General features: G+C 68.7%; 24 protein-coding genes. 14 read left to right on the top strand and 10 right to left on the bottom strand.

Annotated elements, in window-relative coordinates; all coding sequences use genetic code 11:
* Positions 1 to 2: 2 nt before the first annotated feature.
* From uvrC to tpiA, 7 genes are all read left to right on the top strand, one after another.
* Complete coding sequence (gene uvrC / locus ABI214_RS02845) at positions 3 to 2,102, top strand: excinuclease ABC subunit UvrC (RefSeq protein ID WP_348605944.1); 2,100 nt, start codon at positions 3 to 5, stop codon at positions 2,100 to 2,102.
* Entirely contained in the window at positions 2,099 to 2,998 is a 900-nt protein-coding gene (rapZ, locus tag ABI214_RS02840) for an RNase adapter RapZ (RefSeq protein WP_408586688.1), read from the top strand. The genes uvrC and rapZ overlap by 4 nt, the downstream gene beginning before the upstream one ends.
* Positions 2,995 to 4,056, top strand: coding sequence for a gluconeogenesis factor YvcK family protein (locus ABI214_RS02835; RefSeq protein ID WP_348605942.1), 1,062 nt, complete (start codon positions 2,995 to 2,997; stop codon positions 4,054 to 4,056). The genes rapZ and ABI214_RS02835 overlap by 4 nt, the downstream gene beginning before the upstream one ends.
* Entirely contained in the window at positions 4,053 to 5,030 is a 978-nt protein-coding gene (whiA, locus tag ABI214_RS02830; RefSeq protein ID WP_348611195.1) for a DNA-binding protein WhiA, read from the top strand. Before ABI214_RS02835 ends, whiA begins: the two co-directional genes overlap by 4 nt.
* 217 nt (positions 5,031 to 5,247) lie before the next feature.
* Entirely contained in the window at positions 5,248 to 6,267 is a 1,020-nt protein-coding gene (gene gap, locus ABI214_RS02825; RefSeq protein WP_348605940.1) for a type I glyceraldehyde-3-phosphate dehydrogenase, read from the top strand.
* Between the two features lie 4 nt (positions 6,268 to 6,271).
* Positions 6,272 to 7,483: a phosphoglycerate kinase gene (locus tag ABI214_RS02820; protein ID WP_348605938.1), complete on the top strand. Its 1,212-nt coding sequence runs from the start codon at positions 6,272 to 6,274 to the stop codon at positions 7,481 to 7,483.
* A gap of 3 nt (positions 7,484 to 7,486) precedes the next feature.
* Positions 7,487 to 8,272, top strand: coding sequence for a triose-phosphate isomerase (gene tpiA / locus ABI214_RS02815; RefSeq protein ID WP_348605936.1), 786 nt, complete (start codon positions 7,487 to 7,489; stop codon positions 8,270 to 8,272).
* A 77-nt stretch (positions 8,273 to 8,349) separates the two neighbouring features.
* Here tpiA and ABI214_RS02810 read toward each other — a convergent pair whose 3' ends face one another.
* Entirely contained in the window at positions 8,350 to 9,282 is a 933-nt protein-coding gene (locus ABI214_RS02810) for a tyrosine-protein phosphatase (RefSeq protein WP_348605934.1), read from the bottom strand.
* A 245-nt stretch (positions 9,283 to 9,527) separates the two neighbouring features.
* On the opposite strand from ABI214_RS02810, the gene secG reads away from it, so the two are divergent.
* From secG to ABI214_RS02790, 4 genes are read left to right on the top strand one after another with little or no spacing between them, the layout of a single operon-like run.
* Positions 9,528 to 9,761 (top strand): preprotein translocase subunit SecG, encoded by a 234-nt coding sequence (gene secG / locus ABI214_RS02805; protein WP_348605932.1) that lies wholly within the window; start codon positions 9,528 to 9,530, stop codon positions 9,759 to 9,761.
* Positions 9,762 to 9,763: 2 nt separating this feature from the next.
* Positions 9,764 to 10,174, top strand: a complete 411-nt coding sequence (locus ABI214_RS02800; protein ID WP_348605930.1) for a PPOX class F420-dependent oxidoreductase — start codon at positions 9,764 to 9,766, stop codon at positions 10,172 to 10,174.
* 52 nt (positions 10,175 to 10,226) lie between these two features.
* On the top strand, positions 10,227 to 13,025 hold the full coding sequence (ppc, locus tag ABI214_RS02795; RefSeq protein ID WP_348605928.1) for a phosphoenolpyruvate carboxylase: 2,799 nt from the start codon (positions 10,227 to 10,229) through the stop codon (positions 13,023 to 13,025).
* Between the two features lie 36 nt (positions 13,026 to 13,061).
* On the top strand, positions 13,062 to 13,688 hold the full coding sequence (locus ABI214_RS02790) for an ankyrin repeat domain-containing protein (protein WP_348611192.1): 627 nt from the start codon (positions 13,062 to 13,064) through the stop codon (positions 13,686 to 13,688).
* 39 nt (positions 13,689 to 13,727) lie between these two features.
* On the opposite strand, the gene ABI214_RS02785 is transcribed toward ABI214_RS02790, so the two are convergent.
* Complete coding sequence (locus ABI214_RS02785; protein ID WP_348605926.1) at positions 13,728 to 14,636, bottom strand: LysR family transcriptional regulator; 909 nt, start codon at positions 14,634 to 14,636, stop codon at positions 13,728 to 13,730.
* A 70-nt stretch (positions 14,637 to 14,706) separates the two neighbouring features.
* Here ABI214_RS02785 and dapA point away from each other — a divergent pair, with 70 nt between their 5' ends.
* Both dapA and ABI214_RS02775 read left to right on the top strand, forming a co-directional pair.
* Positions 14,707 to 15,600, top strand: a complete 894-nt coding sequence (dapA, locus tag ABI214_RS02780; protein WP_348605924.1) for a 4-hydroxy-tetrahydrodipicolinate synthase — start codon at positions 14,707 to 14,709, stop codon at positions 15,598 to 15,600.
* A 91-nt stretch (positions 15,601 to 15,691) separates the two neighbouring features.
* Positions 15,692 to 16,006 (top strand): YciI family protein, encoded by a 315-nt coding sequence (locus tag ABI214_RS02775; RefSeq protein WP_348605922.1) that lies wholly within the window; start codon positions 15,692 to 15,694, stop codon positions 16,004 to 16,006.
* Between the two features lie 79 nt (positions 16,007 to 16,085).
* On the opposite strand, the gene ABI214_RS02770 is transcribed toward ABI214_RS02775, so the two are convergent.
* The 3 genes from ABI214_RS02770 to ABI214_RS02760 form a co-directional block, all read right to left on the bottom strand.
* Positions 16,086 to 16,628: a hypothetical protein gene (locus tag ABI214_RS02770; RefSeq protein WP_348605920.1), complete on the bottom strand. Its 543-nt coding sequence runs from the start codon at positions 16,626 to 16,628 to the stop codon at positions 16,086 to 16,088.
* A 4-nt stretch (positions 16,629 to 16,632) separates the two neighbouring features.
* Positions 16,633 to 16,947 (bottom strand): hypothetical protein, encoded by a 315-nt coding sequence (locus ABI214_RS02765; protein ID WP_348605918.1) that lies wholly within the window; start codon positions 16,945 to 16,947, stop codon positions 16,633 to 16,635.
* Between the two features lie 367 nt (positions 16,948 to 17,314).
* The gene (locus ABI214_RS02760; protein WP_348605916.1) at positions 17,315 to 17,797 is read right to left on the bottom strand and encodes a MarR family winged helix-turn-helix transcriptional regulator; all 483 of its coding nucleotides are present in this window, start codon (positions 17,795 to 17,797) and stop codon (positions 17,315 to 17,317) included.
* Between the two features lie 70 nt (positions 17,798 to 17,867).
* Here ABI214_RS02760 and ABI214_RS02755 point away from each other — a divergent pair, with 70 nt between their 5' ends.
* On the top strand, positions 17,868 to 18,740 hold the full coding sequence (locus ABI214_RS02755) for an alpha/beta fold hydrolase (RefSeq protein ID WP_348605914.1): 873 nt from the start codon (positions 17,868 to 17,870) through the stop codon (positions 18,738 to 18,740).
* Between the two features lie 9 nt (positions 18,741 to 18,749).
* Here ABI214_RS02755 and ABI214_RS02750 read toward each other — a convergent pair whose 3' ends face one another.
* From ABI214_RS02750 to tal, 5 genes are all read right to left on the bottom strand, one after another.
* The gene (locus tag ABI214_RS02750) at positions 18,750 to 19,205 is read right to left on the bottom strand and encodes a DUF6389 family protein (protein WP_348605912.1); all 456 of its coding nucleotides are present in this window, start codon (positions 19,203 to 19,205) and stop codon (positions 18,750 to 18,752) included.
* 302 nt (positions 19,206 to 19,507) lie between these two features.
* Positions 19,508 to 20,290 carry a 6-phosphogluconolactonase gene (gene pgl / locus ABI214_RS02745; protein WP_348605910.1) on the bottom strand — a complete coding sequence of 261 codons (783 nt, stop codon included), beginning with the start codon at positions 20,288 to 20,290 and terminating at the stop codon, positions 19,508 to 19,510.
* Positions 20,283 to 21,194, bottom strand: a complete 912-nt coding sequence (gene opcA / locus ABI214_RS02740; protein ID WP_348605908.1) for a glucose-6-phosphate dehydrogenase assembly protein OpcA — start codon at positions 21,192 to 21,194, stop codon at positions 20,283 to 20,285. The genes pgl and opcA overlap by 8 nt, the downstream gene beginning before the upstream one ends.
* Positions 21,191 to 22,732 carry a glucose-6-phosphate dehydrogenase gene (gene zwf, locus ABI214_RS02735; protein WP_348605906.1) on the bottom strand — a complete coding sequence of 514 codons (1,542 nt, stop codon included), beginning with the start codon at positions 22,730 to 22,732 and terminating at the stop codon, positions 21,191 to 21,193. Before zwf ends, opcA begins: the two co-directional genes overlap by 4 nt.
* A gap of 3 nt (positions 22,733 to 22,735) precedes the next feature.
* Positions 22,736 to 23,869 (bottom strand): transaldolase, encoded by a 1,134-nt coding sequence (gene tal, locus ABI214_RS02730; RefSeq protein ID WP_348605904.1) that lies wholly within the window; start codon positions 23,867 to 23,869, stop codon positions 22,736 to 22,738.

The following is a 23,869-nucleotide window of genomic DNA, read 5'->3' as shown; positions in this document are numbered from 1 at the left end:
TCGTGCCTGATCCTTCGACGTATCGTCCCGCGCCCGGAACCATCCCGGTGGAGCCCGGCGTGTACAAGTTCCGTGATCCGCACGGCCGTGTGATCTACGTCGGCAAGGCGAAGAGCCTGCGCTCGCGGCTCAACTCGTACTTCGCCGACGTCTCGTCGCTGCATCCGCGGACCCGGCAGATGGTCACCACCGCCGGCAGCGTCGAGTGGACGGTCGTCAGCACCGAGGTCGAGGCGCTCCAGCTCGAGTACAACTGGATCAAGGAATTCGATCCGCGGTTCAACGTGCGGTACCGGGACGACAAGACGTACCCGGTGCTCGCGGTGACGCTGAACGAGGAGTTCCCACGGCTGTTCGTCTACCGCGGCCCTCGCCGCAAGGGTGTCCGCTACTTCGGTCCGTACGCGCACGCGTGGGCCATCCGCGAGACGCTCGACCTGCTGCTGCGGGTCTTCCCGGCGCGGACGTGCTCGGCGGGAGTTTTCAAGCGGCACAACCAGATCGGTCGGCCCTGCCTGCTCGGCTACATCGACAAGTGCTCGGCGCCGTGCGTCGGCCGCGTCACGGCCGTCGAGCACCGGCAGATCGTCGAGGACTTCTGCGACTTCCTGTCCGGCCGCACCGACCGGCTCGTTCGACAGCTCGAGACCCGGATGCAGGCGGCGGCCGAGGACCTCGACTTCGAGACCGCGGCCCGGCTGCGCGACGACGTCGGTGCGCTGAGGAAGGCGCTCGAGAAGCAGGCCGTCGTCCTCGGTGACGGCACCGACGCGGACCTGGTGGCATTCGCGTCCGACGACCTCGAGGTCGCGGTCCAGGTATTCCACGTCCGCGGCGGCCGCGTGCGCGGTCAGCGCGGTTGGGTGGTCGAGAAGGCCGGCGACGTCATCGAGCGAGACGCTGTGGCCGCCGATGCCGGAGACGAGTCCGAACTGGCGATCCTGGTGGAGCAGTTCCTCACCCAGTTCTACGGCGAGCAGGCTGCCCTCGACGCGGGCGGGAGTCCGGCGGACCGGCCGGCCAACGTGGTGCCGCGCGAGGTCCTGGTGCCGGTGCTGCCGCGGAACACCGACGAGGTCCAGCAGTGGCTGAGCGGGCTGCGCGGGTCGGCCGTGAAGCTGCGGGTCCCGCAGCGCGGCGACAAGAAGGCGCTCGCCGAGACCGTCGAGCGGAACGCGAAGGAAGCGCTGGCGCAGCACAAGCTGAAGCGGGCCGGCGACTTCACGTCGCGGTCGGCGGCGCTGCAGGGAATCCAGGAGGCGCTCGACCTGGACTCGGCGCCGCTGCGGATCGAGTGCGTCGACATCAGCCACGTGCAGGGCACCGACGTCGTGGCGTCGCTGGTCGTCTTCGAGGACGGGCTGCCGCGCAAGTCCGACTACCGGCACTACGCGATCAAGGAGGCGGCCGGTGACGGCCGCTCCGACGACGTCGCAAGCATCGCGGAGGTCACCCGCCGGCGGTTCCTGCGCCACAACCGGGACACGGCCGACGTGAGTGGCGGCGACCTCGCGCCCGAGGCCGCGCTGGACCCGCAGACCGGTCGTCCGCGCAAGTTCGCGTACCCGCCCAACCTGTACGTCGTCGACGGTGGTGCGCCGCAGGTCGCGGCCGCGGCGGAGGTGCTCGACGAGCTCGGCATCACCGACGTCGCCGTCATCGGCCTGGCGAAGCGCCTCGAGGAGGTGTGGGTACCCGGCGAGGAGGACCCGGTGATCCTGCCCCGCACCAGCGAGTCGCTGTACCTGCTGCAGCGGGTCCGTGACGAGGCGCACCGCTTCGCGATCACCTTCCACCGAAGCAAGCGGTCGCGGCGGATGACGGCGTCCGCGCTGGATTCGGTGCGCGGCCTGGGCGAGACGAGGCGCACTGCGCTCGTGAAGCACTTCGGGTCGGTGGCGCGGCTGCGCAACGCGACGATCGAGGAGATCACCGAGGTGCCCGGCATCGGTGTCGCGACGGCGCGGGCCGTGCTCGACGCGCTCGGCGGCGCCGCCGCGGAGCAGGACGCGGGGTCGGATGTCACTGCGGGAGCGCCGACGGTGGGGGATGATGTGACGGACATCGGTGTATCCGAACGAACAGGACAGAGTCTCCAGTGAACGACCAGCAGGAACGCGACGACGGCGGCATGGAGGTCGCGCTCGTCACGGGGTTGTCCGGCGCAGGGTTGAGCACGGCGGCCAAGGTCCTCGAGGACCTCGGCTGGTACGTCGTCGACAATCTGCCTCCCGAACTGATCACCCGGATGGTGGATCTCGGAGTCGAATCCGACCCGCCGATTCGTCGGCTGGCCGTCGTCGTCGACGTCCGCAGCCGTCCGTTCACCGGCGATCTCGCTCGTGTCGTCGCGGCCCTCGAGCAGATGCCCGTGCAGATGCGGGTGCTGTATCTGGAGGCGAACGATTCCGCGCTGATCCGCCGTTTCGAGCACGTGCGGCGCAGCCATCCGCTGCAGAGCGGCAGCAAGGAAGGCACCCTGTCGGAGGGCATCGCCGCCGAGCGTGTGCAGCTGGCCCACGTGAAGGCGGTAGCCGACCTGGTGGTCGACACGTCGTCGCTCGCGGTCCGTGAGCTGCGCGAGAAGATCGAGACCGCCTTCGGTGGCGAGGGCAGCAGCGAGATCCAGGTGACGGTGCAGTCCTTCGGGTTCAAGCACGGGCTGCCGATGGACGCCGACATGGTGTGCGACGTCCGGTTCCTGCCGAATCCGCACTGGATCCCGGAACTGCGCGAACACACTGGACTGGAGGAGGCGGTGCGGGACTACGTGCTGTCCCGGGGCGGGGCCGAGGAGTACCTCGACACGTACCTGCGCCTGCTGGAAATGACGACGGCGGGATACCGCCGGGAGGGAAAGCGCTACATGACGATCGCGGTCGGGTGCACCGGCGGCAAGCATCGCAGCGTGGCCATGTCGGAGGCGCTCGCGGCACTTCTGCGGAAGGAGGACGGTCTCGCCGTCCGTGTCGTCCACCGCGATGTGGGGCGCGAATGAGCGACGAGCGACAGCGCGGGAACGGCCGCGCGCCGCGGATCGTCGCGTTCGGTGGCGGTCACGGCCTGTACGCGACGCTCAGCGCCGCGCGGCGACTGAGCCCGGACGTCACGGCGGTGGTGACGGTCGCCGACGACGGCGGGTCCTCGGGCCGGCTGCGCAGCGAACTCGGTGTCATTCCGCCCGGTGACCTGCGGATGGCGCTGGCGGCACTCGCCGCGAGGGAGCCGAACGTTCAGGCGTGGACCGACACCGTCCAGCACCGTTTCGGAGGCACGGGCGCGCTCGCCGGCCACTCCGTCGGCAACCTGATCCTCGCCGGGCTCACCGAGGTGCTGGGCGACACCGTCGCAGCCCTCGACACCGTCGCGCGGCTGCTCGAGATCGAGGGCCGCGTGCTGCCCATGTCCCCGGTGGCGCTCGAGATCGAAGCCGACGTGGTCGGGCTCGAGACCGATCCGCGGGTCAGCCGCTGCATCCGCGGCCAGGTCGCCGTCGCCACGACGCCGGGGAAGGTCCGGAGGGTGCGGTTGTGGCCGGCGAACCCGCCGGCGTGCCCGGAGGCACTCGCCGCGGTCGACGTGGCCGACCTCGTCGTGCTCGGCCCGGGATCGTGGTTCTCGAGCGTCATTCCGCATGTTCTCGTGCCGGAACTGCTCGACGCGGTGAAGCACGCGTCGGCGCGGAAGGTGCTGATCCTGAACCTCGCGCCGGAGCCGGGGGAGACGGCCGGATTCTCCGCGGAGCGTCACCTCCACGTACTCTGCCAGCACGCACCGGATCTCCGTGTGGACCACGTCGTCGTCGACTCGGTGTCGGTTCCGGCCGGCCGGGAACGCGATTACCTGTGCCGGGCTGCCGAGCAGCTGGGTGCGGAGGTCGTGTACGCGGACGTCGCGGAGGACGGGAGCCACAAGCATCACGCGGGCAAGCTCGCCGCCGTGCTCGACGGGCTCTCCGCGTCGGCACCGGTCGGTGCCCGTCCGGACGTGCACGACGTGAACGAACAGGCAGCCGAACGGACAGCCGGGGGAAGGGAGAGCGCCACGTGGCGATGACAGCCGAGGTCAAGGACGAGCTCAGCAGGCTCACGGTCACACAGGTCAGCTGTCGCAAGGCCGAGGTGTCGTCGCTGCTGCGTTTCGCGGGCGGACTGCACATCGTCGGCGGCCGCGTCGTTGTGGAGGCCGAGGTGGACATGGGATCGATCGCGCGCCGGTTGCGCGGCGAGATCCTCGACCTGTACGGCTACCACTCGGACGTGCACGTGCTCAGCGCCGGTGGCCTGCGCAAGGGATCGCGGTACGTGGTGCGCGTCGCCAAGGACGGCGAGGCACTCGCCCGGCGGACCGGACTGCTCGACATGCGCGGTCGACCGGTGCGCGGGCTTCCCGCGCAGGTCGTCGGCGGCAGCGTCGGCGATTCCGAGGCGGCCTGGCGCGGCGCGTTCTTGGCACACGGGTCGTTGACCGAGCCGGGGCGCTCGTCGGCGCTCGAGGTCAGCTGCCCCGGCCCGGAGGCGGCGCTCGCACTCGTCGGTGCCGCGCGCAGGCTGGGGATCACCGCCAAGGCCCGCGAGGTCCGCGGCACCGACCGGGTCGTCGTGCGCGACGGTGAGGCGATCGGTGCCCTGCTCACGCGGATGGGCGCCCAGGACACGCGCCTGACGTGGGAGGAGCGCCGCATGCGGCGCGAGGTGCGTGCCACGGCGAACCGCCTCGCCAACTTCGACGACGCCAACCTGCGACGCTCGGCCCGCGCGGCCGTCGCGGCCGCGGCACGGGTGGAACGGGCCCTCGAGATTCTCGCCGAGGACGTCCCCGACCATCTCGCGGCCGCGGGCACGCTGCGCGTCAAGCACCGGCAGGCGTCGCTCGAAGAACTCGGTCAGCTCGCGGACCCGCCGATGACCAAGGACGCCGTCGCGGGCCGCATCCGCCGACTGCTGTCCATGGCCGATCGCCGGGCCAAGGAGTTGGGCATCCCCGACACCGAGTCGGCGGTGACCCCGGAGTTGCTCGAAGAGGCCTGACGCAGGCGGAACAGACAGGAAACCGACTCGTCGGACGCGCCCCGGTTCCGGTGACCGGGGCAGATGCGCGCCCGCACAGGTGCGCGCACTAGGGTGAGACACACATCGACCGATTGAATCCCGCGTTTCGATTCGATCGTCGTGGGTATCAACGTGCTCGCGGGGTTCGCGCGGGCGAAAACTGGCACACCAGAGTAGATGGGCAAAGGAGCTAACTGTGACGGTCCGGGTAGGCATCAACGGCTTCGGTCGTATCGGGCGTAACTTCTTCAGAGCGGTCGATGCGCAGAAGGCGCTCGGCACCACCGACATCGAGATCGTGGCGGTCAACGACCTCACGGACAACGCGACGCTGGCTCACCTGCTCAAGTACGACTCGATCCTGGGTCGTCTGCCGCACGAGGTCTCGCTCGAGGGTGACGACACCATCGTCGTCGGCGACACCAAGATCAAGGCGCTGGCGCACCGCGGCCCGCTGAACGAGCTCCCCTGGGGCGAGCTGGGCGTCGACGTCGTCGTCGAGTCCACGGGCATCTTCACGGACGCCGAGAAGGCCAAGGGCCACCTCGAGGCCGGCGCCAAGAAGGTCATCATCTCCGCGCCCGCCAAGGGCGAGGACATCACCATCGTGATGGGCGTCAACGACGACAAGTACGACGGCAGCCAGGACATCATCTCCAACGCGTCCTGCACCACCAACTGCCTCGGCCCGATCGCCAAGGTCCTCGACGACGAGTTCGGCATCGTCAAGGGTCTGATGACGACGGTCCACGCGTACACCCAGGACCAGAACCTGCAGGACGGCCCGCACAGTGACCTGCGTCGCGCCCGCGCCGCCGCGCTGAACGTCGTTCCGACCGGCACGGGTGCCGCCAAGGCCATCGGCCTGGTCCTCCCGCAGCTGCTGGGCAAGCTGGACGGCTACGCGCTGCGCGTGCCGATCCCGACGGGCTCGGTCACCGACCTCACCGTCAACCTGGCGAAGCCGGCCACGATCGCCGAGATCAACGCCGCGATGAAGGCTGCCGCCGAGGGCCCGCTGAAGGGCATCCTGAAGTACACCGAGGCTCCGATCGTGTCGTCGGACATCGTGACCGACCCGCACTCCTCGATCTTCGACGCCGGCCTGACCAAGGTCATCGACGATCAGGTCAAGATCGTCTCGTGGTACGACAACGAGTGGGGCTACTCGAACCGCCTCGCGGACCTCATCGGTCTCGTCGCGAAGTCCCTCTGACGCCGTGGCAGTCAAGACTCTGAAGGACCTGCTGGACGAGGGGGTCGAGGGTCGTACCGTGCTGGTGCGCTCCGACCTCAACGTTCCGCTGGACAACGGAACCATCACCGATCCGGGCCGCATCGTCGCGTCCGCGCCGACCATCTCGGCGCTGGCCGAGGCAGGCGCCAAGGTCATCGTGATGGCGCACCTCGGTCGCCCCAAGGGCGAGGTCGACCCGGCGCTGTCGCTGGCGCCGGTCGCCGCGAAGCTCGGCGAGGTGCTGGGGCGCAACGTCCAGCTCGCCGGCGACGTCGTCGGCCAGGACGCGCTCGCGCGTTCCGAGGGCCTGACGGACGGCGATGTCCTCCTGCTGGAGAACATCCGCTTCGATCCGCGCGAGACCAGCAAGGACGACGCCGAGCGTGAGGCGCTCGCGAAGGCACTCGTCGACCTGGTCGACGGTGAGGGCGCGTTCGTCTCCGACGGCTTCGGTGTCGTGCACCGCAAGCAGGCGTCGGTCTACGACATCGCGAAGCTGCTCCCGCACTACGCGGGCAACCTGGTCGCGGCCGAGGTCGAGGTTCTGCAGAAGCTGACCACGGACTCGGAGCGCCCGTACGCGGTCGTGCTCGGTGGCTCGAAGGTGTCGGACAAGCTGGCCGTCATCGAGGCGTTGGCCCCCAAGGTCGACACCCTCGTCATCGGTGGCGGCATGTACTACACCTTCCTTGCCGCGCAGGGCATCTCGGTCGGCAACTCGCTGTGCCAGGAAGAGATGATCGGCACCTGCAAGGACCTGCTCGAGCGGTACGCGGACGTCATCCACATCCCGCAGGACGTGGTGATCGCGGACTCGTTCTCGGCGGACGCCGAGTCGAAGACGGTCTCCGTCCTCGAGATCGAGGACGGCTGGATGGGCCTGGACATCGGACCGGAGTCGGTGGAGCGCTTCGCGGCGATCCTCTCGGGTGCCAAGACGGTGTTCTGGAACGGTCCGATGGGTGTGTTCGAGTTCGCGAAGTTCTCGGCCGGAACCAAGGGTGTCGCCGAGGCGATCATCGAGGCCACCGGCAAGGGCGCGTTCAGCGTCGTCGGCGGCGGCGATTCTGCGGCGGCCGTGCGTCAGCTCGGTCTGCCGGAGGACGGCTTCTCGCACATCTCCACCGGTGGTGGCGCCTCCCTCGAGTACCTCGAGGGCAAGACGCTTCCCGGCATCGCGGCGCTGGAGGACTGAGGCATGGCACGTAAGCCTTTGATCGCCGGCAACTGGAAGATGAACCTCAATCACCTCGAGGCCATCGCCCTGGTGCAGAAGATCGCGTTCTCGCTGCCCGCGAAGTACTTCGAGAAGGTCGACGTGACGGTGATCCCGCCGTTCACCGACATCCGCAGCGTGCAGACGCTGGTCGAGGGCGACAAGCTCCTGCTCACCTACGGTGCGCAGGACGTGTCCGCCCACGAGTCGGGCGCCTACACCGGCGAGATCAGCGGTTCGATGCTGGCCAAGCTGGGCTGCACCTTCGTCGTCGTCGGACACTCGGAGCGGCGCACGCTGCACGGCGAGTCCGACGAGACCGTCCTGGCCAAGACCAAGGCGGCGCTGGCGAACGGGATCACCCCGATCGTCTGCATCGGCGAGGGCCTGAACATCCGCGAGGCCGGCGAGCACGTGGCGTACAACGTCGCGCAGCTGAAGGGTTCGCTCGCGGGTCTGTCGGCCGACGAGATCTCCAAGATCGTCGTCGCCTACGAGCCCGTGTGGGCCATCGGCACCGGCAAGGTGGCCTCTGCCGCCGACGCGCAGGAAGTCTGCAAGGCGGTGCGTGACACGCTCGCCGAGCTGGCCACGCCGGAGATCGCGCAGGACGTGCGCGTGCTCTACGGCGGCTCGGTCAACGCCAAGAACGTCGGCGAGCTCGTTGCTCAGCCCGACGTTGACGGCGGCCTGGTCGGCGGAGCCTCGCTCAAGGCGGACGAGTTCGCCACCCTGTCGGCGATTGCCGCCGGCGGACCGCTCCCGTGATCGGGTAGCGACCGAACGAGCGCGGGGCGCGTGACCGGAAAGGTCACGCGCCCCGCGTTTTTCGTCGGTACCAGGATTCAGCCGAGCAGCTTCAGCGCGAGCTGGCCGATCGTCGCCTGGGACAGGCCCAGGCCGGTGTGGAGGTAGTTCTCGACGGTGCCGTACTGCGCCTTCAGCTCGTCGAGGCCGGCCTGCAGGTAGCTGGCGTCGACGCCGAGGAGCGGCCGGTAGACGTCGGCGACGGCCTGGCCCTGCGTTGCCGCGATGCCCTGGTAGGTCCGCTCGATCGAGGCGGCCGAGTACTCGTTGGTGAGCAGGTAGTCGTTCATGACCGTCTCGCGCGACACCCCGGCGATCCCGAGGAGCAGCGCCGACGTCCAGCCGGTGCGGTCCTTGCCGGCGGTGCAGTGGTAGAGCTGCGGGCCGGACGTGTCCGCGAGGTCGGTGAGCAGTCGTGCGAACCCGGCGCGGGCCGCGGGATCGGTGACGAACGAGCGGTTCATGTCCTGCATGAAGCGTCGGGCATCCTCGGGGGTCTTCAGCTTCGCGACGCCGGCGGCCAGGTCGCCGGACAGGATCGGGATGCGGACGTACTCGGCGCCGTCGACCGGCCGGTCGGGCTTCTGGGCGACTTCCTCGTCGGTGCGCAGGTCGTAGACGGCGGACAGCCCCAGCGATCCGAGCGTGGCGAGGTCCGTGTCGTTCGGCGTGATCGCATTGGCCCGGTAGAAGACGCCCGTGTTCAGGCGCAACCCCAGGGTGTTGGTGTAGCCGGGCCCGGCGACGTCCCGGAAGTTGTCGACCGACGGGAGACGGGGGGTCTCGACGGCGGACGGCGCGCTCGAACCGAACGCGGACGAGCCGAGGGAACCGAGGGATCCGAGGGAACCGAGGTCGAGGGAACCGGCCGCCGTGGCGGCAGCGGTCCCGGCGAACAGGAACGATCCGGACACGGCCAGGGTCAGGGCAGTGCGGGCGGTACGGCGCAGGGCGGCGTGGCGGTGCGTCATGGTGAAGCCTTCCTCACGGTGATGGGGTCGGACTGCTCGGAAGGTAATGCGGCACGTTGTGCCACATAAGTGAGCTGTCTCACTACACGGGAGGAAATGTGTCCGCAGTAATGCTCCGGTGGTCGGGAGAAGGCCGGTCCGTGGTCCGCCACGTTGACCGGTTTGCGACCGATCGCCCAGGTTGCAGGTAAGCTGGGCCCGCTAGTGGCCGAATCCGTCGTGCGTGAAGGGCAGCGAATACCGACATGGAACTGTTCCTGGACATTCTGCTGGTGATCACCAGCCTGCTGCTGATCCTGCTGGTGCTGCTGCACCGCGGTAAGGGTGGCGGTCTGTCCAGCCTCTTCGGTGGCGGTGTCCAGTCCAGCCTGGCGGGGTCCAGCGTCGTCGAGAAGAACCTCGACCGGCTCACGGTCTTCACCGCCGCGATCTGGTTGATCGCGATCATCGGCATCGGGCTCGAGATCAAGTTCGGCTGACGGTGGCGGGATACCAGAGTTCCACGGTGATCCCGGACGCCGCGGCGGCGTTGATCGACGCGCCCGAGTTCGCCACCCTCGCGACCATCGAACCGGACGGGCAGCCCCAGCTGTCCGTCGTCTGGCTCGAGCGTGACGGCGACGAGGTGCTGATCTCCACGGTGCGAGGACGACGCAAGGCCGACAACCTGCTGCGCGACCCACGGGCCACGGTGCTGATCTACCCGGCGAGCGGTCCCTACAGCTACGTCGAGATCCGCGGCACCACCAGCATCACGGACGATCCGGGCGGCACGTTGATCCACAAGCTGGCCAACAAGTACACCGGCGCCGAGCGGTGGGAGCACGACACCCCGGACACCCCGCGGGTCATCGTCCGGTTGAAGCCGTCCAAGGTGATCTGGAAGGGCTGACCGCCCGCTCCGTTGCCCTGCGGCCGACCGGTCGCCGGTCGATAATCGGGTCATGACCGGGATCCCTGCGTCGTCGCCCACTTCCGAGTCCACGTCCTCGGCCGCGTCGCGCGCGGCGACGGAACCGTTGCGCGAGGACATTCGCCTGCTCGGCGGGATCCTCGGTGAGATCGTGCGCGAGCAGTCGGGCGACGACATCTTCGGGCTCGTCGAACGGGCCCGTGTCGAATCGTTCCGGGTCCGCAGGTCCGAGATCGACCGGGCTGAGCTCGCCGAGATGTTCGCGCGGATCGACACCGCGGACGCGATCCCGGTGATTCGGGCGTTCAGTCATTTCGCACTGCTCGCGAACGTCGCCGAGGACATCCACCGCGAGCGTCGGCGCGCGATCCACGTCCGGGCGGGGGAGCCTCCTCAGGACAGCAGCTTGGCCGCCACGTACGCGAAACTCGATGCGGCGGACGTGGACCCGCCGTCCGCCGCCCGCGCGCTCACCGGCGCGCTGGTCGCGCCGGTCATCACCGCGCACCCCACCGAGACCCGCCGCCGGACGGTGTTCGAGACCCAGCACCGGATCATGGAGTTGATGCGGCGGCGGGAGTGGGCGGCCGGGGACCCGGCCGAGGTGCAGGCGGTGGACGTCCGGTTGCGCCGCCAGATCCTGACCCTGTGGCAGACGGCGTTGATCCGGCTGTCCCGCTTGCGGATCCAGGACGAGATCGAGGTCGGGCTCCGCTACTACGACGCCTCGCTGTTCGAGGTGGTCCCGCAGATCAACGCCGATCTGCGCGACGCGCTGCAATCGCGCTGGCCGGGCACCGGCGTCCTCGCCGATCCGATGCTGCGACCGGGTTCGTGGATCGGCGGGGACCGCGACGGCAACCCGTTCGTCACCGCCGATGTGGTGGGACGGGCGACGCACCGCGCGGCGGAGACCGCGATCGAACATCACCTGGCCGAACTCGAGGTGCTCGAGCGGGAGCTGTCGATGTCGGCGTGGCTGGTCACGGTGACACCGGAGCTCGACAGGCTCGCCGATGGATCCGGGGACGAGTCGGCGTTCCGGGCGGACGAGCCCTACCGCCGGGCGGTGCGCGGTCTGCGGGTCCGTCTCACGGCTACCGCCGCTCGGATCCTCGGGCATCCGGCCGTGCACGCGGTCGACGGTGACCTGCCGGGCTACGACGCCCCGGCCGAGCTGCTCGCGGACCTGGCGACCATCGACACCTCGCTCCGGTCCCACGGGGACGGCACCGTCGCCGACGACCGGCTCGCCCGGCTGCGGAACTCGGTGGAGGTCTTCGGGTTCCACCTGTGCGGTCTCGACATGCGGCAGAACTCGGAGGTCCACGAGACGGTGGTCGCGGAACTACTCGCCTGGGCGGGCGTGCACCCCGACTACCGTTCCTTGCCGGAGGACGACCGGATCCGGTTGCTGGCCGGCGAGCTCGCGACCCGCCGCCCGCTCGCCGGCCCGCACGCCGAGTTCAGCGACCTGACCGCGAAGGAGCTCGGCATCCTGCACGCGGCCGCGGACGCGGTGCGGCGGATCGGCCCCGAGGCCGTGCCGAACTACGTCATCAGCATGTGCGACTCCGTCAGCGACATGCTCGAGGCCGCGGTTCTGCTCGCCGAGGTGGGGCTGTTCGACCCGGACGGCGACGCCGGCCCCACCTGCCCGGTGGGAATCGTGCCGCTGTTCGAGACCATCGACGACCTGCGACGCGGCGCCGAAACCCTCACCGCCACACTGGAGGTACCGATCTACCGGGCACTCGTCGCGAACCGCGGCGACAGCCAGGAAGTGATGCTCGGATACTCCGACTCCAACAAGGACGGCGGATACCTCGCCGCCAACTGGGCCCTGTACCGCGCAGAACTCGACCTGGTTCGTGCGGCCCGCAAGACGGGAATCCGGCTGCGGCTCTTCCACGGCCGAGGCGGAACGGTCGGACGCGGGGGCGGTCCCAGCTACGACGCCATCCTCGCCCAGCCGCCCGGCGCGGTCGAGGGATCGCTGCGGATCACCGAGCAGGGCGAGATCATCGCCGCGAAGTACGCCGAACCGCGCCTCGCCCGCCGCAACCTCGAGGCGCTCGTCTCCGCCACGCTCGAATCGACCCTGCTCGACGTGGAAGGGCTCGGCGACGATGCCGCACCGGCCTACGCGATCCTCGACGAACTCGCCGAACTGGCGCGCGTCGCGTACGCCGACCTCGTGCACGACACACCGGGATTCGTCGAGTACTTCAAGGCGTCGACCCCGGTAGCGGAGATCGGGGCACTGAACATCGGGAGCCGACCGGCGTCCCGCAAGCCGACCGAGTCGATCTCGGACCTGCGGGCGATCCCGTGGGTGCTGTCGTGGAGCCAGTCGCGCGTGATGCTGCCCGGCTGGTACGGCACCGGAACCGCGTTCGAGCAGTGGGTGAGCGGCGACGAGGGACGACTCGCGACGCTGTCCGGCCTGTACGAGCGGTGGCCGTTCTTCCGGACGGTGCTGTCGAACATGGCCCAGGTGATGTCGAAGTCCGACATGGGCCTGGCCGCGCGGTATTCCGAACTGGTGCCCGACGACGCGTTGCGCGAGGAGGTGTTCGGCAAGATCGCGGCCGAGCACGGCCGCACCATCACGATGTACCGGGCCATCACCGGACACGACAACCTGCTCTGGGACAACCCCGCGCTCGACCGCTCGGTGCACAACCGCTTCCCGTACCTCGAGCCGCTCAACCACCTGCAGGTGGAGTTGCTGCGCCGCTACCGTGGCGGCGACGACTCCGACGGTGTCCGCCGCGGCATCCAGCTGACCATGAACGGGCTCGCGACCGCGCTGCGCAACAGCGGCTAGTTGCCGCCGGCCACGAGGTCGACGCTGCGACCGGTGATGCACCAGTCGCGGCACCGGACATTGTTTGCCGGTGCGGCGCACAAGGATGAGGGGAGTGCAGTGATGAGGAGCTTCTGGAAGCGTCGCGCCGAGAAAACCGTAGAGCCGGGCGAATACCGCGTCCACAAATTGGCCATGAAAGAAGACCCGTCGGGGTTGAGGAAACTGCTGGACGAGAATAGGGAAATGGTGAATGAAGCCGAGGAGGGTATGCTTCATACGCCATTGATGCTGGCGGTTGAAATGGAGCGTACGGAATCGGTCAGACTGCTTTTGGAGCATGGGGCGGATCCGAATCTGCAAAACATAGAGGGGCGGACGGCCCTGCACCTGCTTCCGGAACGTCAGCCAATCGCTTGGACGGGCATCGAGAACAAGCTGAAGATCGCGGAATTGCTGCTTCGGCACGGAGCGGACCTGGCCACATGCGATAGGTATGGAGGGCAACCGCTGTGGTATGCGGTCTTCTACGTCAAAGAACCGGAAGATGTGCAGTTGGTAGAGATGTACTTGGCGTACGGTGCGGATTCGAACTACAAGAACGAAAATAATGGGCAGAGTGCTCTGGATTTCGCCACAAAAGTTGCGTATCGGCCCTTGGTGGAAGTGTTGGAAGGCAAATAGTTCGGCAGTGAAGTCGGGCGGTTACCGGCGCGGCAACGGCTAGCTGTTGCGGGCTGCGAGGCCGGGGTCTCGGGCCGCGCGATGCAGTTCGGCGCTCACTGCGGCGAATGCGGGCTGCGATCGGCTGCCGCGGCGGTACGCGATCCGGGTCCGCCTGCCGATCGGGAGGGGCGTGAGTACCACCCCGGCTGGCACCTCGGTTGCCCCGAGTTGGGGGACCAACGCCACACCGGCTCCACCGGCGACGAGTCGGAGGACGGTCGCGAAGTCGTCGACCCGGTGGGCGACGCTTGGTTCGAAGCCGTGGGCCTGGCAGGTGCGTACGGCCATGGTGTGACAGAGCGTGCCGGGGTTGCCGACGATCCAGCGACTCCCGGAGTGATCGCGGATCCCTGCGGTGCCGGGCACCTCCGGTGGTGTGGGCGAGGCCAGGTAGACGACCTCGTCGAGCAACGGTTCGAGTTCGATTCCCGCCCCCACGGTCGAAGGCACGTTGTCGTATTCATGGACCAGCGCGAGGTCCAACCGACCCCCGCGGAGTCGGTCCGGCACTTCGGCGGGATCGACTTCGGTCACCGTCAACTCCAGGTCCGGTTCGGCGCGACCGATTTCCAGCATTGCTGGGAGCACGACAGTCCGGAGGGCGGTCGGAAACGCCCCCAGCCGAACCGATCCAGCCAGTCCAGATTCACTCGCGGCGAGCGCCGCCTCGGCTCGTTCCAGGTCGGCGAGAATCGCCTCGGCGTGCTCGACCAGCACGGCCCCGGCCGGCGTGAGGGCCACTCGACGTCCCGTCCGCGTCAACAGAGTCCGACCGGCCTCGCGCTCGAGAGCCGCCAGCTGTTGCGACACCGCCGACGGCGTGTACGAGAGCGCTTCGGCGACCGCCGCGATGGTTCCGCGGTGGGCAAGTTCGCGAAGAAGTCTGAGCTTGCGGACATCGAGCATCAGATCAGCTTACGGATGGCATCAGAAACAGTAACTGGATCTTGATTATGTGGCCGGTGAGACTGGGTGCATGACCTTCCAACCGTCAGGAATATTCGTCCCGCTCGTCACGCCGTTCACGGACGGTGGAGAACTCGCGGTGGCCGATCTGGAACGCCTCGCGCACAGCGTGATCGAGGAGGGAGCGGCGGGGATCGTCGCGCTCGGGACCACCGCGGAGGCGTCCACGCTGAGCCCGCAGGAACGTCGAGATGTCGTGGAGATCTGCGGCAAGGTCTGCCGTGAGCGCGGTGTTCCCCTGGTCGTCGGGGCGGGATCCAACGACACCGCCGGCACGGTCCGCGCCATCGAGGAGCTGCACGAAGACGCCGACGTCGCGGGCGTATTGGTGGTGGTTCCGTACTACACACGCCCGTCCGAGGCCGGTGTCGTGGCGCATTTCGAATACATCGCCGATCGCAGCCGACTCCCGCTGATTCTGTACAACGTTCCGTATCGCACTGGCCGGCAACTGGGTTGGGAGTCCATCGTGCGGCTGGCGGAGCATCCGCAGATCGTCGGCATCAAGCAGGCGGTCGGCTCGGTGGACACCGACACCGCGCTGCTGCTCGCGGAGATCGCCTCCGCGGACTCGTTCTCGGTCCTCGCGGGGGAGGACGCGCTGGTCTCGCCGCTGCTGGCGATTGGCGCGGCGGGCGCCGTCCTGGCCACGGCGAACGTGTGCGCTCGTGAATTCGTCGAACTGTTCCAGCTGTGGCGCAGTGAAAGATCCGAGCGCGCACGAGCTCTGGGCAGCCGACTCGTGGGCCCCGCCTGCGCGCTCATGTCCGAGCCCAACCCCACCGTCATCAAAGCGGTTCTTCACGCCCAGGGCCGGATATCGAGCGCGAACGTCCGGTTGCCGTTGCTGCCGGCCGAAGACGCTTCGGCGATCGTCGGTGCGCTCGAGAGCGTCTGCCGCTAGGTCGAGTCGATCAAGGAATTCCTCTACCTCGTCGACTCGGTCGCCGGATAAAATGATCGCGGCCGACAAACAAGTCGTGGAGTGGGTTCGAATGACGGCACAGCCGGTGTGGGTTCCGCACGTCGTCCTGCTGTATTACTCCGACGACGCGGCCCGCGCCCGGATCCCAGAGGTCTTTCCAGCGCACAGTGCGTACGCGGCCAAGTTCCGAATCGACCGGCCGGGCGCACTCGTCATGATCGGGCCGTTCGCCGAAACCTCGGAGGGACAAGCCGCGGCGATGTCGATCTTCACCTCGCTGGAGGCCGCGGAAGCTTTCGCAGCCGATGATCCGTTCGTCGTGGAGGGCATCGCAACCGAGAAGATCTTCCGGACTTGGCTCGTCTCGCCCGATCCCGAGGGCTGATCCCCAGCCGCCCCGAGGGTGTGACCGCCGTTCGCCCCGGTGCGGCTGATGTCCAGTTCGATCCGGCCGGTGCGTAGTATCAGCACAGCGTGGCGGCGAGGTTCGGCGTGTCGGTCTGCTCGGGCGGCCAGAGTCGTACGACACCTGCGGCAGCCTCGAGGATCGCGGAACCGTCGAGGATCAGCCGGTGCTCCCCGATGGACGCCTCCGGCAGCGCGAACGCGACGGTGAGAGGCCCGGGCGGCGGAAGTGGGCTGAGGAAGTGCCGGGCGTACGCGGACGCTTCTCCGCTGATCGCGCTGCCCGAAGATAGGTACGGCTGGTTCGGATCGTGTGGTGGTGAACGGAAGTCGACGGTGTTCGTGGCGAGGCGGCCGTCTGGGTACGCAACGGCCAGGTGGAGACGTGCGCCGTTCGTGTGCGGGTGGGTATCAGGGCCGAGCCCGAATACCTCGACCTGCGCCGCCGATCGGTAGCGCGCCCGGATCGTGAACTCGATGCCGGTCGAGAACACATGAATGTTGTCGATCCAGAGTGCGACGTCGTCGGTGCGGGCCGGGATACAGCCGCCGTGGAGGATCACAGGGATTTCGTCCTCGGGTACGGACGTTCGGTGCTGCACGGAATCAATCCTTCGGCCAGAGGCGCGTGACGCGAGTGGCGGCGTCCAGGATCGCGTCGGCCCCGATCTCGATCCGGGACGGCGGAATGCCGAACTCGGGGTAAGCGATCGTGACGACGAGGGAACCGGGTGGGGGCAGCGGACTCAGGTAGTAGTCCGCACCCGACGACCCGTGGCCGGTCTCGAGCCAGTGAACCGCGCTGTTCTTCGGAAATTCCTGTCGGGGAGTGGAATTCGGCAGGACGGTGCCGTCCGAGAGTGAAATCGTCAGTTGGATGGGCGCGGTCTCGCCCGGGCGGGGGTGACCCGCGAGGCACATCCGGGGACTCCTGTGCGGCTTCGGCTCACGGTCGGGTCGGTGTCGGCCTTGCAGGGTGAAGGCCACTCCGCTGCTGTACACAGTCAGGTCGTAGAGCCAGATCGCGACGTCGTCTGTCGTGGCGAGGGGAAGGACAAGGGGGAGGGTCGCAGGGATCTCGTTGTCGGGGGGTGTTCGCACCGGCAGATTCGGTTGTCGGTGAGGTCGCGCAGGCGTGGTGTGCTCGACCGCCGGCGTCTCGCTCGACGCGTCGGCCACGAACGCGAAGTTGACTCGCCGCACTTCGCCGGAGTCTCCGGATCGCTCCATGCCGTCAGCCTCCACGCGCGCAGAGGCTTTGGCAAGCGTGCGATTCATCGCTGTGGTTTCAGGGCGCGAGTTCGTCACGCGTAGCGGTGGCGGCCGTGGCCATCTGGACGAGGAAGCGTTCGACGGTGCTCCGCTCGTCCGGGGTGAAGCGCTCGATCGTCTCCGTCGCCGCGCCGATCAGTGGGCCGAAGAAGGACCATCCCAGTTCCACCGCGGACGGCGTCACCCCGAGCAGGACACGTCGGCGATCGGCGGTGTCCCGGCTGCGCCGGATGTGCCCGGCCTTCTCGAGTCGATCCACCAATGCCGTGGTCGACGCGGAGGTGAGCCCCAGTTCGTCGGACAGCAGGCCGGGCGTGGCGGGGACTCCGGAGCGATCGGCGTCGAGCAGGCAGATGAGGGCGCGAAGATCGGTGGTGTGCAACTGATTACGTGACGCGAACTCCGCTCCGAGCAGATGAAGCTCGACCGTCAGTGCCCTGAGGCGGTGGACGATGGGGTGTGCCGCGTCGTCCGGTCTCGTCGATTCCGGCAACTGCATTTCCTCTGGACCTCCATCTCTCGACAACCTAGTATCTCGACCATCGAGGAAAAAGTCGAGGGGGGTTCGCATGGGCGATAGCAGTGTCTCCGAGTTCGCCGCCACGGCGTCCGGACGCGCGTTCGACGACCGGTACGACCGCGTCCTGGGGAAGTGGGGTGCTCCGGTCGAGGGCGTCGACGTCACGACCCGTCACGGGACGACGCGCGTCAACGTGTGCGGTCCCGTGGCGGGGCCGCCGGTGATCCTGTTGGCGGGTGGCGGTGCGACATCGACCTCGTGGTTCGCGGTCGCGGGGGAGTTGGCGGCCACGCACCGTGTCTTCGCGGTCGATCACCTCGGTGACGTGGGGCGGAGCGTGATTCGTGAACCGATGCGCGACGTCGACGACCTGATGGAGTGGCTGGTGGACGTCCTCGACGCACTGGGCTTGGCCAGTGTGGCGATGGTCGGGCATTCGTACGGCGCGATGGTGGGACTCGCGTTCACGATCCGGAACCCGGACCGGGCCGATCGACTGGTACTGGTCGACCCGAACTCGTGCTTCGCCGGCTTCCGGGCCGGCTTTCTCGTCCGGGCGATGCCTCTGTTGATGCGACCCACGGCTGCTCGACAGCGCGCGTTGATCGATTGGGAAACAGCAGGAGTGGAGGTCGACCCGGAGTGGCTCGATCTCGTGGCGTTCGGTGCCGAGCACTTTCCGGCGACGAGGCCGGTGGTCCCGCGGCGACCGCGACCGAGTGAGCTGTCCGGCGTGCGGTGTCCGATGACCGTGGTGCTTGCGGGCCGAAGCCGCGTTCACGACATCCGCCGAGTTGAGGCGCGGGTACGGTCGTCGGTACCGGCGGCGCGAACGGTCGTCGTCGAGGCCGCGACGCACTACACGTTGCCGATGACAGCGGCCGCCGACCTGATCGCCGTCGTGAACGAGGCGCTTCGGTAGTGCCGAGGGCTACCGACCCGCCGGGGTGAGCAGCAGCGGGGTGACGGTGCCGTAGCCGTCCTCGCCCTCGACGTACCAGGGCAACGACGACCGACTCTGGCCGACGCGCGACCACAACTCGCCGACCCACGTCGCGGCTGCGTCGACGATCGCGTCCTGGATGCAGAAGGGCGCGTTGCTCGACCAGCGCGGGACGTCGGGTTCGAGCCCGTCCTCGGTGTAGACGATCCCGAACAGGTGGCGGTGGTCGGCGATGGGCTTGTTCAGCGCGAAGTGGTCCGGGCCGTCGAGTCGCGCCCAGACGTCGAAGGTTCCCTCACCGTCCTGGTCGGGGAACACGTCGAAGCACAGCTCGGTCGCCTCCGCGGGACATGCTGCGAGTATCGCCGTTATCTTCTCCGCCGCCGCATCGGTGTGGCGATCGAGGACGGTTCCGAGCTCCGAGATGTACTCCGCGCGTTGCACGCCGGAATGGTACCGCCGTACCACCCGCGGGGTCCGAGGGAACCGAACCGCGATTCCTGGCGTCCAACCCAGCGAACGGAACTGATGGCGGGACTGGCAGGGGAGGGTGTGCGCGGATGGATCGGAACCCGAGGGGTACGACGTATCGGCGGCTCGGAGCGCGTGCATCGAGCGGACCGCGCAGCGGCGCTCGGTTGGCGACCGGGTGCCGACCACGAACCGTCGTGGCCGATACCGGTGAGGCACCGCAGCCGTGGGTTCCCGGCGAACCCGCCGACGACCAGCCGGAATGACGGACGTCGTCAGGCGTTCGGGAGCTTGCTCGCGGCAGACTCGTCGAGCAGCCACACCGTGCGCTCGATGCCGCGCGCGCCCGCGGAGGGGATGTCCTCCGACGCAGCGCCGTCGACCGCCGCGGCGACCGCGTCGGCCTTCGCCTCACCTGAGACGATCAACCACACCTCGCGCGCCGACTGCACGGCGGGCAGCGTCAGCGTCACACGCACCGCCGGCGGCTTGGGGGAGTCGGTCACCGCGACCACCAGCCGCTCGGGCTCGCGAACCGCGTCGGTGTCCGGGAAGAGCGAATTGACGTGCCCCTCACCGCCCATGCCGAGCAGGTGGACGTCGAACAGCGGACCCGTGCGATCGGACGCGAATGCGTCGAGGACCTCGGCGTACGCGGCCGCCGCCGTCACCGGATCGCTGCCGTACGCACCGTCGGAGGCCGCCACGACGTGGACACGGGCAGGATCGACCGGAACGTGGTCGAGCAGCGCCTGGTGCGCCTGCACCTCGTTGCGCTCCGGATCGCCTGCGGGCAGGAAACGCTCGTCGCCGAAGAACACGTCGAGCGCCGACCAGTCGATGGCGCCCGGGTTGGTGCGCACGTGCTCGAGCAAAGCGATGCCGGTGCCGCCGCCGGTGAGGACGACCGCGGCAGACCCGCGCGCCCGCTGCGCCGCGACGACCGCGTGGACGAAGCGCTCGGCCGCCGCCCGCACCAGGGCGTCGGTGTCGGCGAAACGGTGGATTTCGGTACCGGCGGGCCGGTGGATGTCACTGTGGGCGTTCACGTCAGACATATTCCACCTTCGACAGTCCGGTCAGTGCGGCTTCGTACATCTGGTCGGGATCGAGTCGCCGGAGCTCCTCGGCCAGGCAGTCGCGGGTCTCGCGCCGAGCGAGCGCCACCAGCGCGTCCGGCTGTCCGGTGCGGCTCAGCGTCGCGGTGGTCTCGGTCTGCGGTCGGCTGATCGCGATGCGGTCGCCGTTGGCGAGGTGCAGTTCGACGAACAACGGTCCGGTCTGCCGGCGAACCGGACCCTCGATCCGGTCGGCCAGCCACCCCGCGAGGACGTCCAGCGCAGGCTCGGTCGCCAGGCCCGACACCGTCGCGGCGGAAATCTGCTCGTGCGGCGGCTGATCCAGCGCCGACGTCAGCAGCGCCCGCCAGTAGGTGATGCGGCTCCACGCGAGGTCGGTGTCGCCGGCGGTGTACGAGCCGAGGCGGCTCTTGATGGTCGCGGTCGGATCGGCGGCGCCGGTCGCGTCGGTGATCCGGCGGATCGCCAACCGTCCCACCGGATCCAGGGCAGGGACCGTCGGCGTGTCGTCCGGCCACCACGCCACCACCGGGGTGTCGGGCAGCAGGAACGGGACCACGACGCTCGCCTCGTGATCGGCGAGCTCGCCGTAGACGCGCAGAATCACGACCTCGGACGCCCCGGCGTCGCCGCCGACGCGGATCTCGGCGTCGAGATGGGTTTCCTCCGAACGCGATCCGCGGGCGACGACGATGACGCGACACGGATGCTCGCGGCTCGCCTCGTTCGCGGCGTCGATGACGTCCTCGGAGTTCTTGCTCTCGCGGGTGCACACCACGAGCGTCAGCACCCGGCCGAGAGTGACCGCGCCACCGGTCTCGCGCAGCTCGACGAGCTTCTTGTTGATCGCGCCGGTCGTGGTCGACGGGAGCTCGATGATCACGGTCTTCTCCATTCACGCCCGGTGCGGCGCATCATCTCCTGCGCCGACGGCGGTCCCCACGTTCCGGCCTCGTACGGCTCCGGCTTGCCCTGCTTCGCCCAGTGGTCGAGTACGGGATCGAGGATCTTCCACGACAACTCGACCTCGGCGTTCACCGGGAACAGCGACGGCTCGCCGAGCAGGACGTCGAGGATCAGCCGCTCGTACGCCTCGGGCGACGACTCGGTGAACGCCTGCCCGTAGCTGAAGTCCATGTTGACGTCGCGGACCTCCATGCTCGAGCCCGGGACCTTGGACCCGAAGCGCATGGTGACGCCCTCGTCCGGCTGGACGCGGATCACCAGGGCGTTCTGGCCGAGCTCCTCGGTCATCGTCGCGTCGAACGGCAGGTGCGGCGCGCGCTTGAAGACGACGGCGATCTCGGTGACTCTGCGGCCCAAACGCTTCCCGGTCCGCAGATAGAACGGGACACCGGCCCAGCGGCGGGTGTCCACCTCGAGGGTGATCGCCGCGTAGGTCTCGGTGGTCGAGTCCTGCGCGAACCCTTCCTCCTCGTGCAGGCCCACGACCTTGAGGCCGCCCTGCCAGCCGCCCGCGTACTGGCCGCGCGCGGTGGTCTCGTCGAGCGGCTCCGCGAGCCGGGTCGCCGACAGCACCTTGATCTTCTCGGCCTGTAGCTCCGACGGCTCGAAGCTCACCGGCTCCTCCATCGCGGTGAACGCGAGCAGTTGGAGCAGGTGATTCTGGATGACGTCGCGGGCGGCGCCGATTCCGTCGTAGTACCCGGCGCGGCCACCGAGGCCGATGTCCTCGGCCATCGTGATCTGCACGTGGTCGACGTAGTGGGCGTTCCAGATCGGGTCGAACAGCTGGTTCGCGAACCGCAGCGCCAGGATGTTCTGGACCGTCTCCTTTCCCAGGTAGTGGTCGATGCGGAACACCATGTCCTCGGGGAACACGTTGTTCACCACCGCGTTCAGCTCCCGAGCACTCTCGAGGTTGTGGCCGAACGGCTTCTCGATGACGACGCGCCGCCACTGGCCGTCCACCGACTTCGCCAGCCCCGACCGCGACAGCTGCTCGCACACCGTCGGGAACTGCGCCGGCGGAATCGAGAGGTAGAACGCGTGGTTGCCGCGCGTGCCACGCTCCCGTTCCAGCGTGTCGAGCGTGTCCGAGAGCCTGGTGAACGCGGACTCGTCGTCGAAGCTGCCCTGCACGAAGCGGATGCCCTTCGCGAGCTGCTCCCACACGTCCTCGCGGAACGGGGTACGCGCGTGCTCGCGGACCGCGTCGTGGACGACCTGACTGAAGTCCTGATCCGCCCAGTCACGCCGGGCGAAACCGACGAGAGCGAACCCGGGCGGCAGCAACCCCCTGTTGGCGAGGTCGTACACCGCCGGCATGAGCTTCTTACGTGCCAGGTCGCCGGTGACGCCGAAGATCACCAGGGCGCAGGGGCCGGCGATGCGAGGCAGTCGCCGATCCCTGCTGTCCCGAAGGGGGTTGATCCAACGGTCCACCGCGGGTTCGCTCACGGATCAGCTCTCTCGAGCAGCTGCGAGCTGCTCCGTGATCGTGTCGAGGAGCTCGTTCCACGAGACCTCGAACTTGTCGACGCCCTCGACCTCGAGCTTGTCGAACACCGCCGGGATGTCGATGCCGACCGCGGCCAGGTCGTCGAACACGGCCTGCGACGCCTCGGCGGTGCCGGTGATGGTGTCCCCGGTGACGGTGCCGTGGTCGGCGACCGCCTCGATGGTCTTCTCCGGCATGGTGTTGACGGTGTTCGCGGCGACCAGCTCCGTCACGTACATCGTGTCGGAGTACTCGGGGTTCTTCACGCCGGTCGATGCCCACAGCGGACGCTGGACGAGCGCGCCCTCGGCCGCCAGGGCCGCCCACCGGTCGCCACCCTCGAAGACCCTCAGGTACGACGCGTACGCGAGGCGGGCGTTGGCGACACCGGCCTTGCCGCGCAGCGCGAGGGCCGCGTCCGAACCGATCTTGTCGAGCTGCGCGTCGATCTCGGTGTCCACGCGGGAGACGAAGAACGACGCCACCGAGTGGATCTTCGACAGGTCGTGGCCGGCGGCCTTCGCGGCCTCGAGTCCGGCGAGGTAGGCGTCGATGACGGCCTCGTAGCGCTCGACCGAGAAGATCAGCGTGACGTTGACGCTGATGCCCTCGGCGATCACCCGGGTGATCGCCGGCAGACCCGCCTTGGTGGCCGGGATCTTGATGAAGAGGTTGTCGCGGTCGACGAGCTTCCACAGCTCGATCGCCTGCGCGACGGTCGCGTCGGTCTCGTGGGCCAGACGCGGATCGACCTCGATCGAGACGCGGCCGTCCACACCGGCGGACGCCTGGGCCTGCGGGGCCAGGACCCCGCACGCATTGCGGACGTCGTCGGTCGTGAGGGTGCGAACCGTCTCGTCGACGTCGGCGCCCTGCTCGGCCAGCTCCCGCAGCTGCGCGTCGTACGCGTTGCCCTTGGTGATGGCGCCCTGGAAGATCGTGGGGTTCGTGGTGACGCCGACGACGCTGCGGGTGGCGATCAGCTCCGCGAGGTTGCCGGTCTCGAGCCGCGTGCGGGACAGGTCGTCGAGCCACACGGACACGCCCGCCGCGGACAGCGCCGCGAGGTTGGCGTTCTGGGTTGCAGTGTCAGTCAT

Origin of the sequence: Prescottella soli (assembly GCF_040024445.1) — a bacterium.
GTDB lineage: Bacteria > Actinomycetota > Actinomycetes > Mycobacteriales > Mycobacteriaceae > Prescottella > Prescottella soli.
This window is presented reverse-complemented; position numbering and strand designations above follow the sequence as displayed.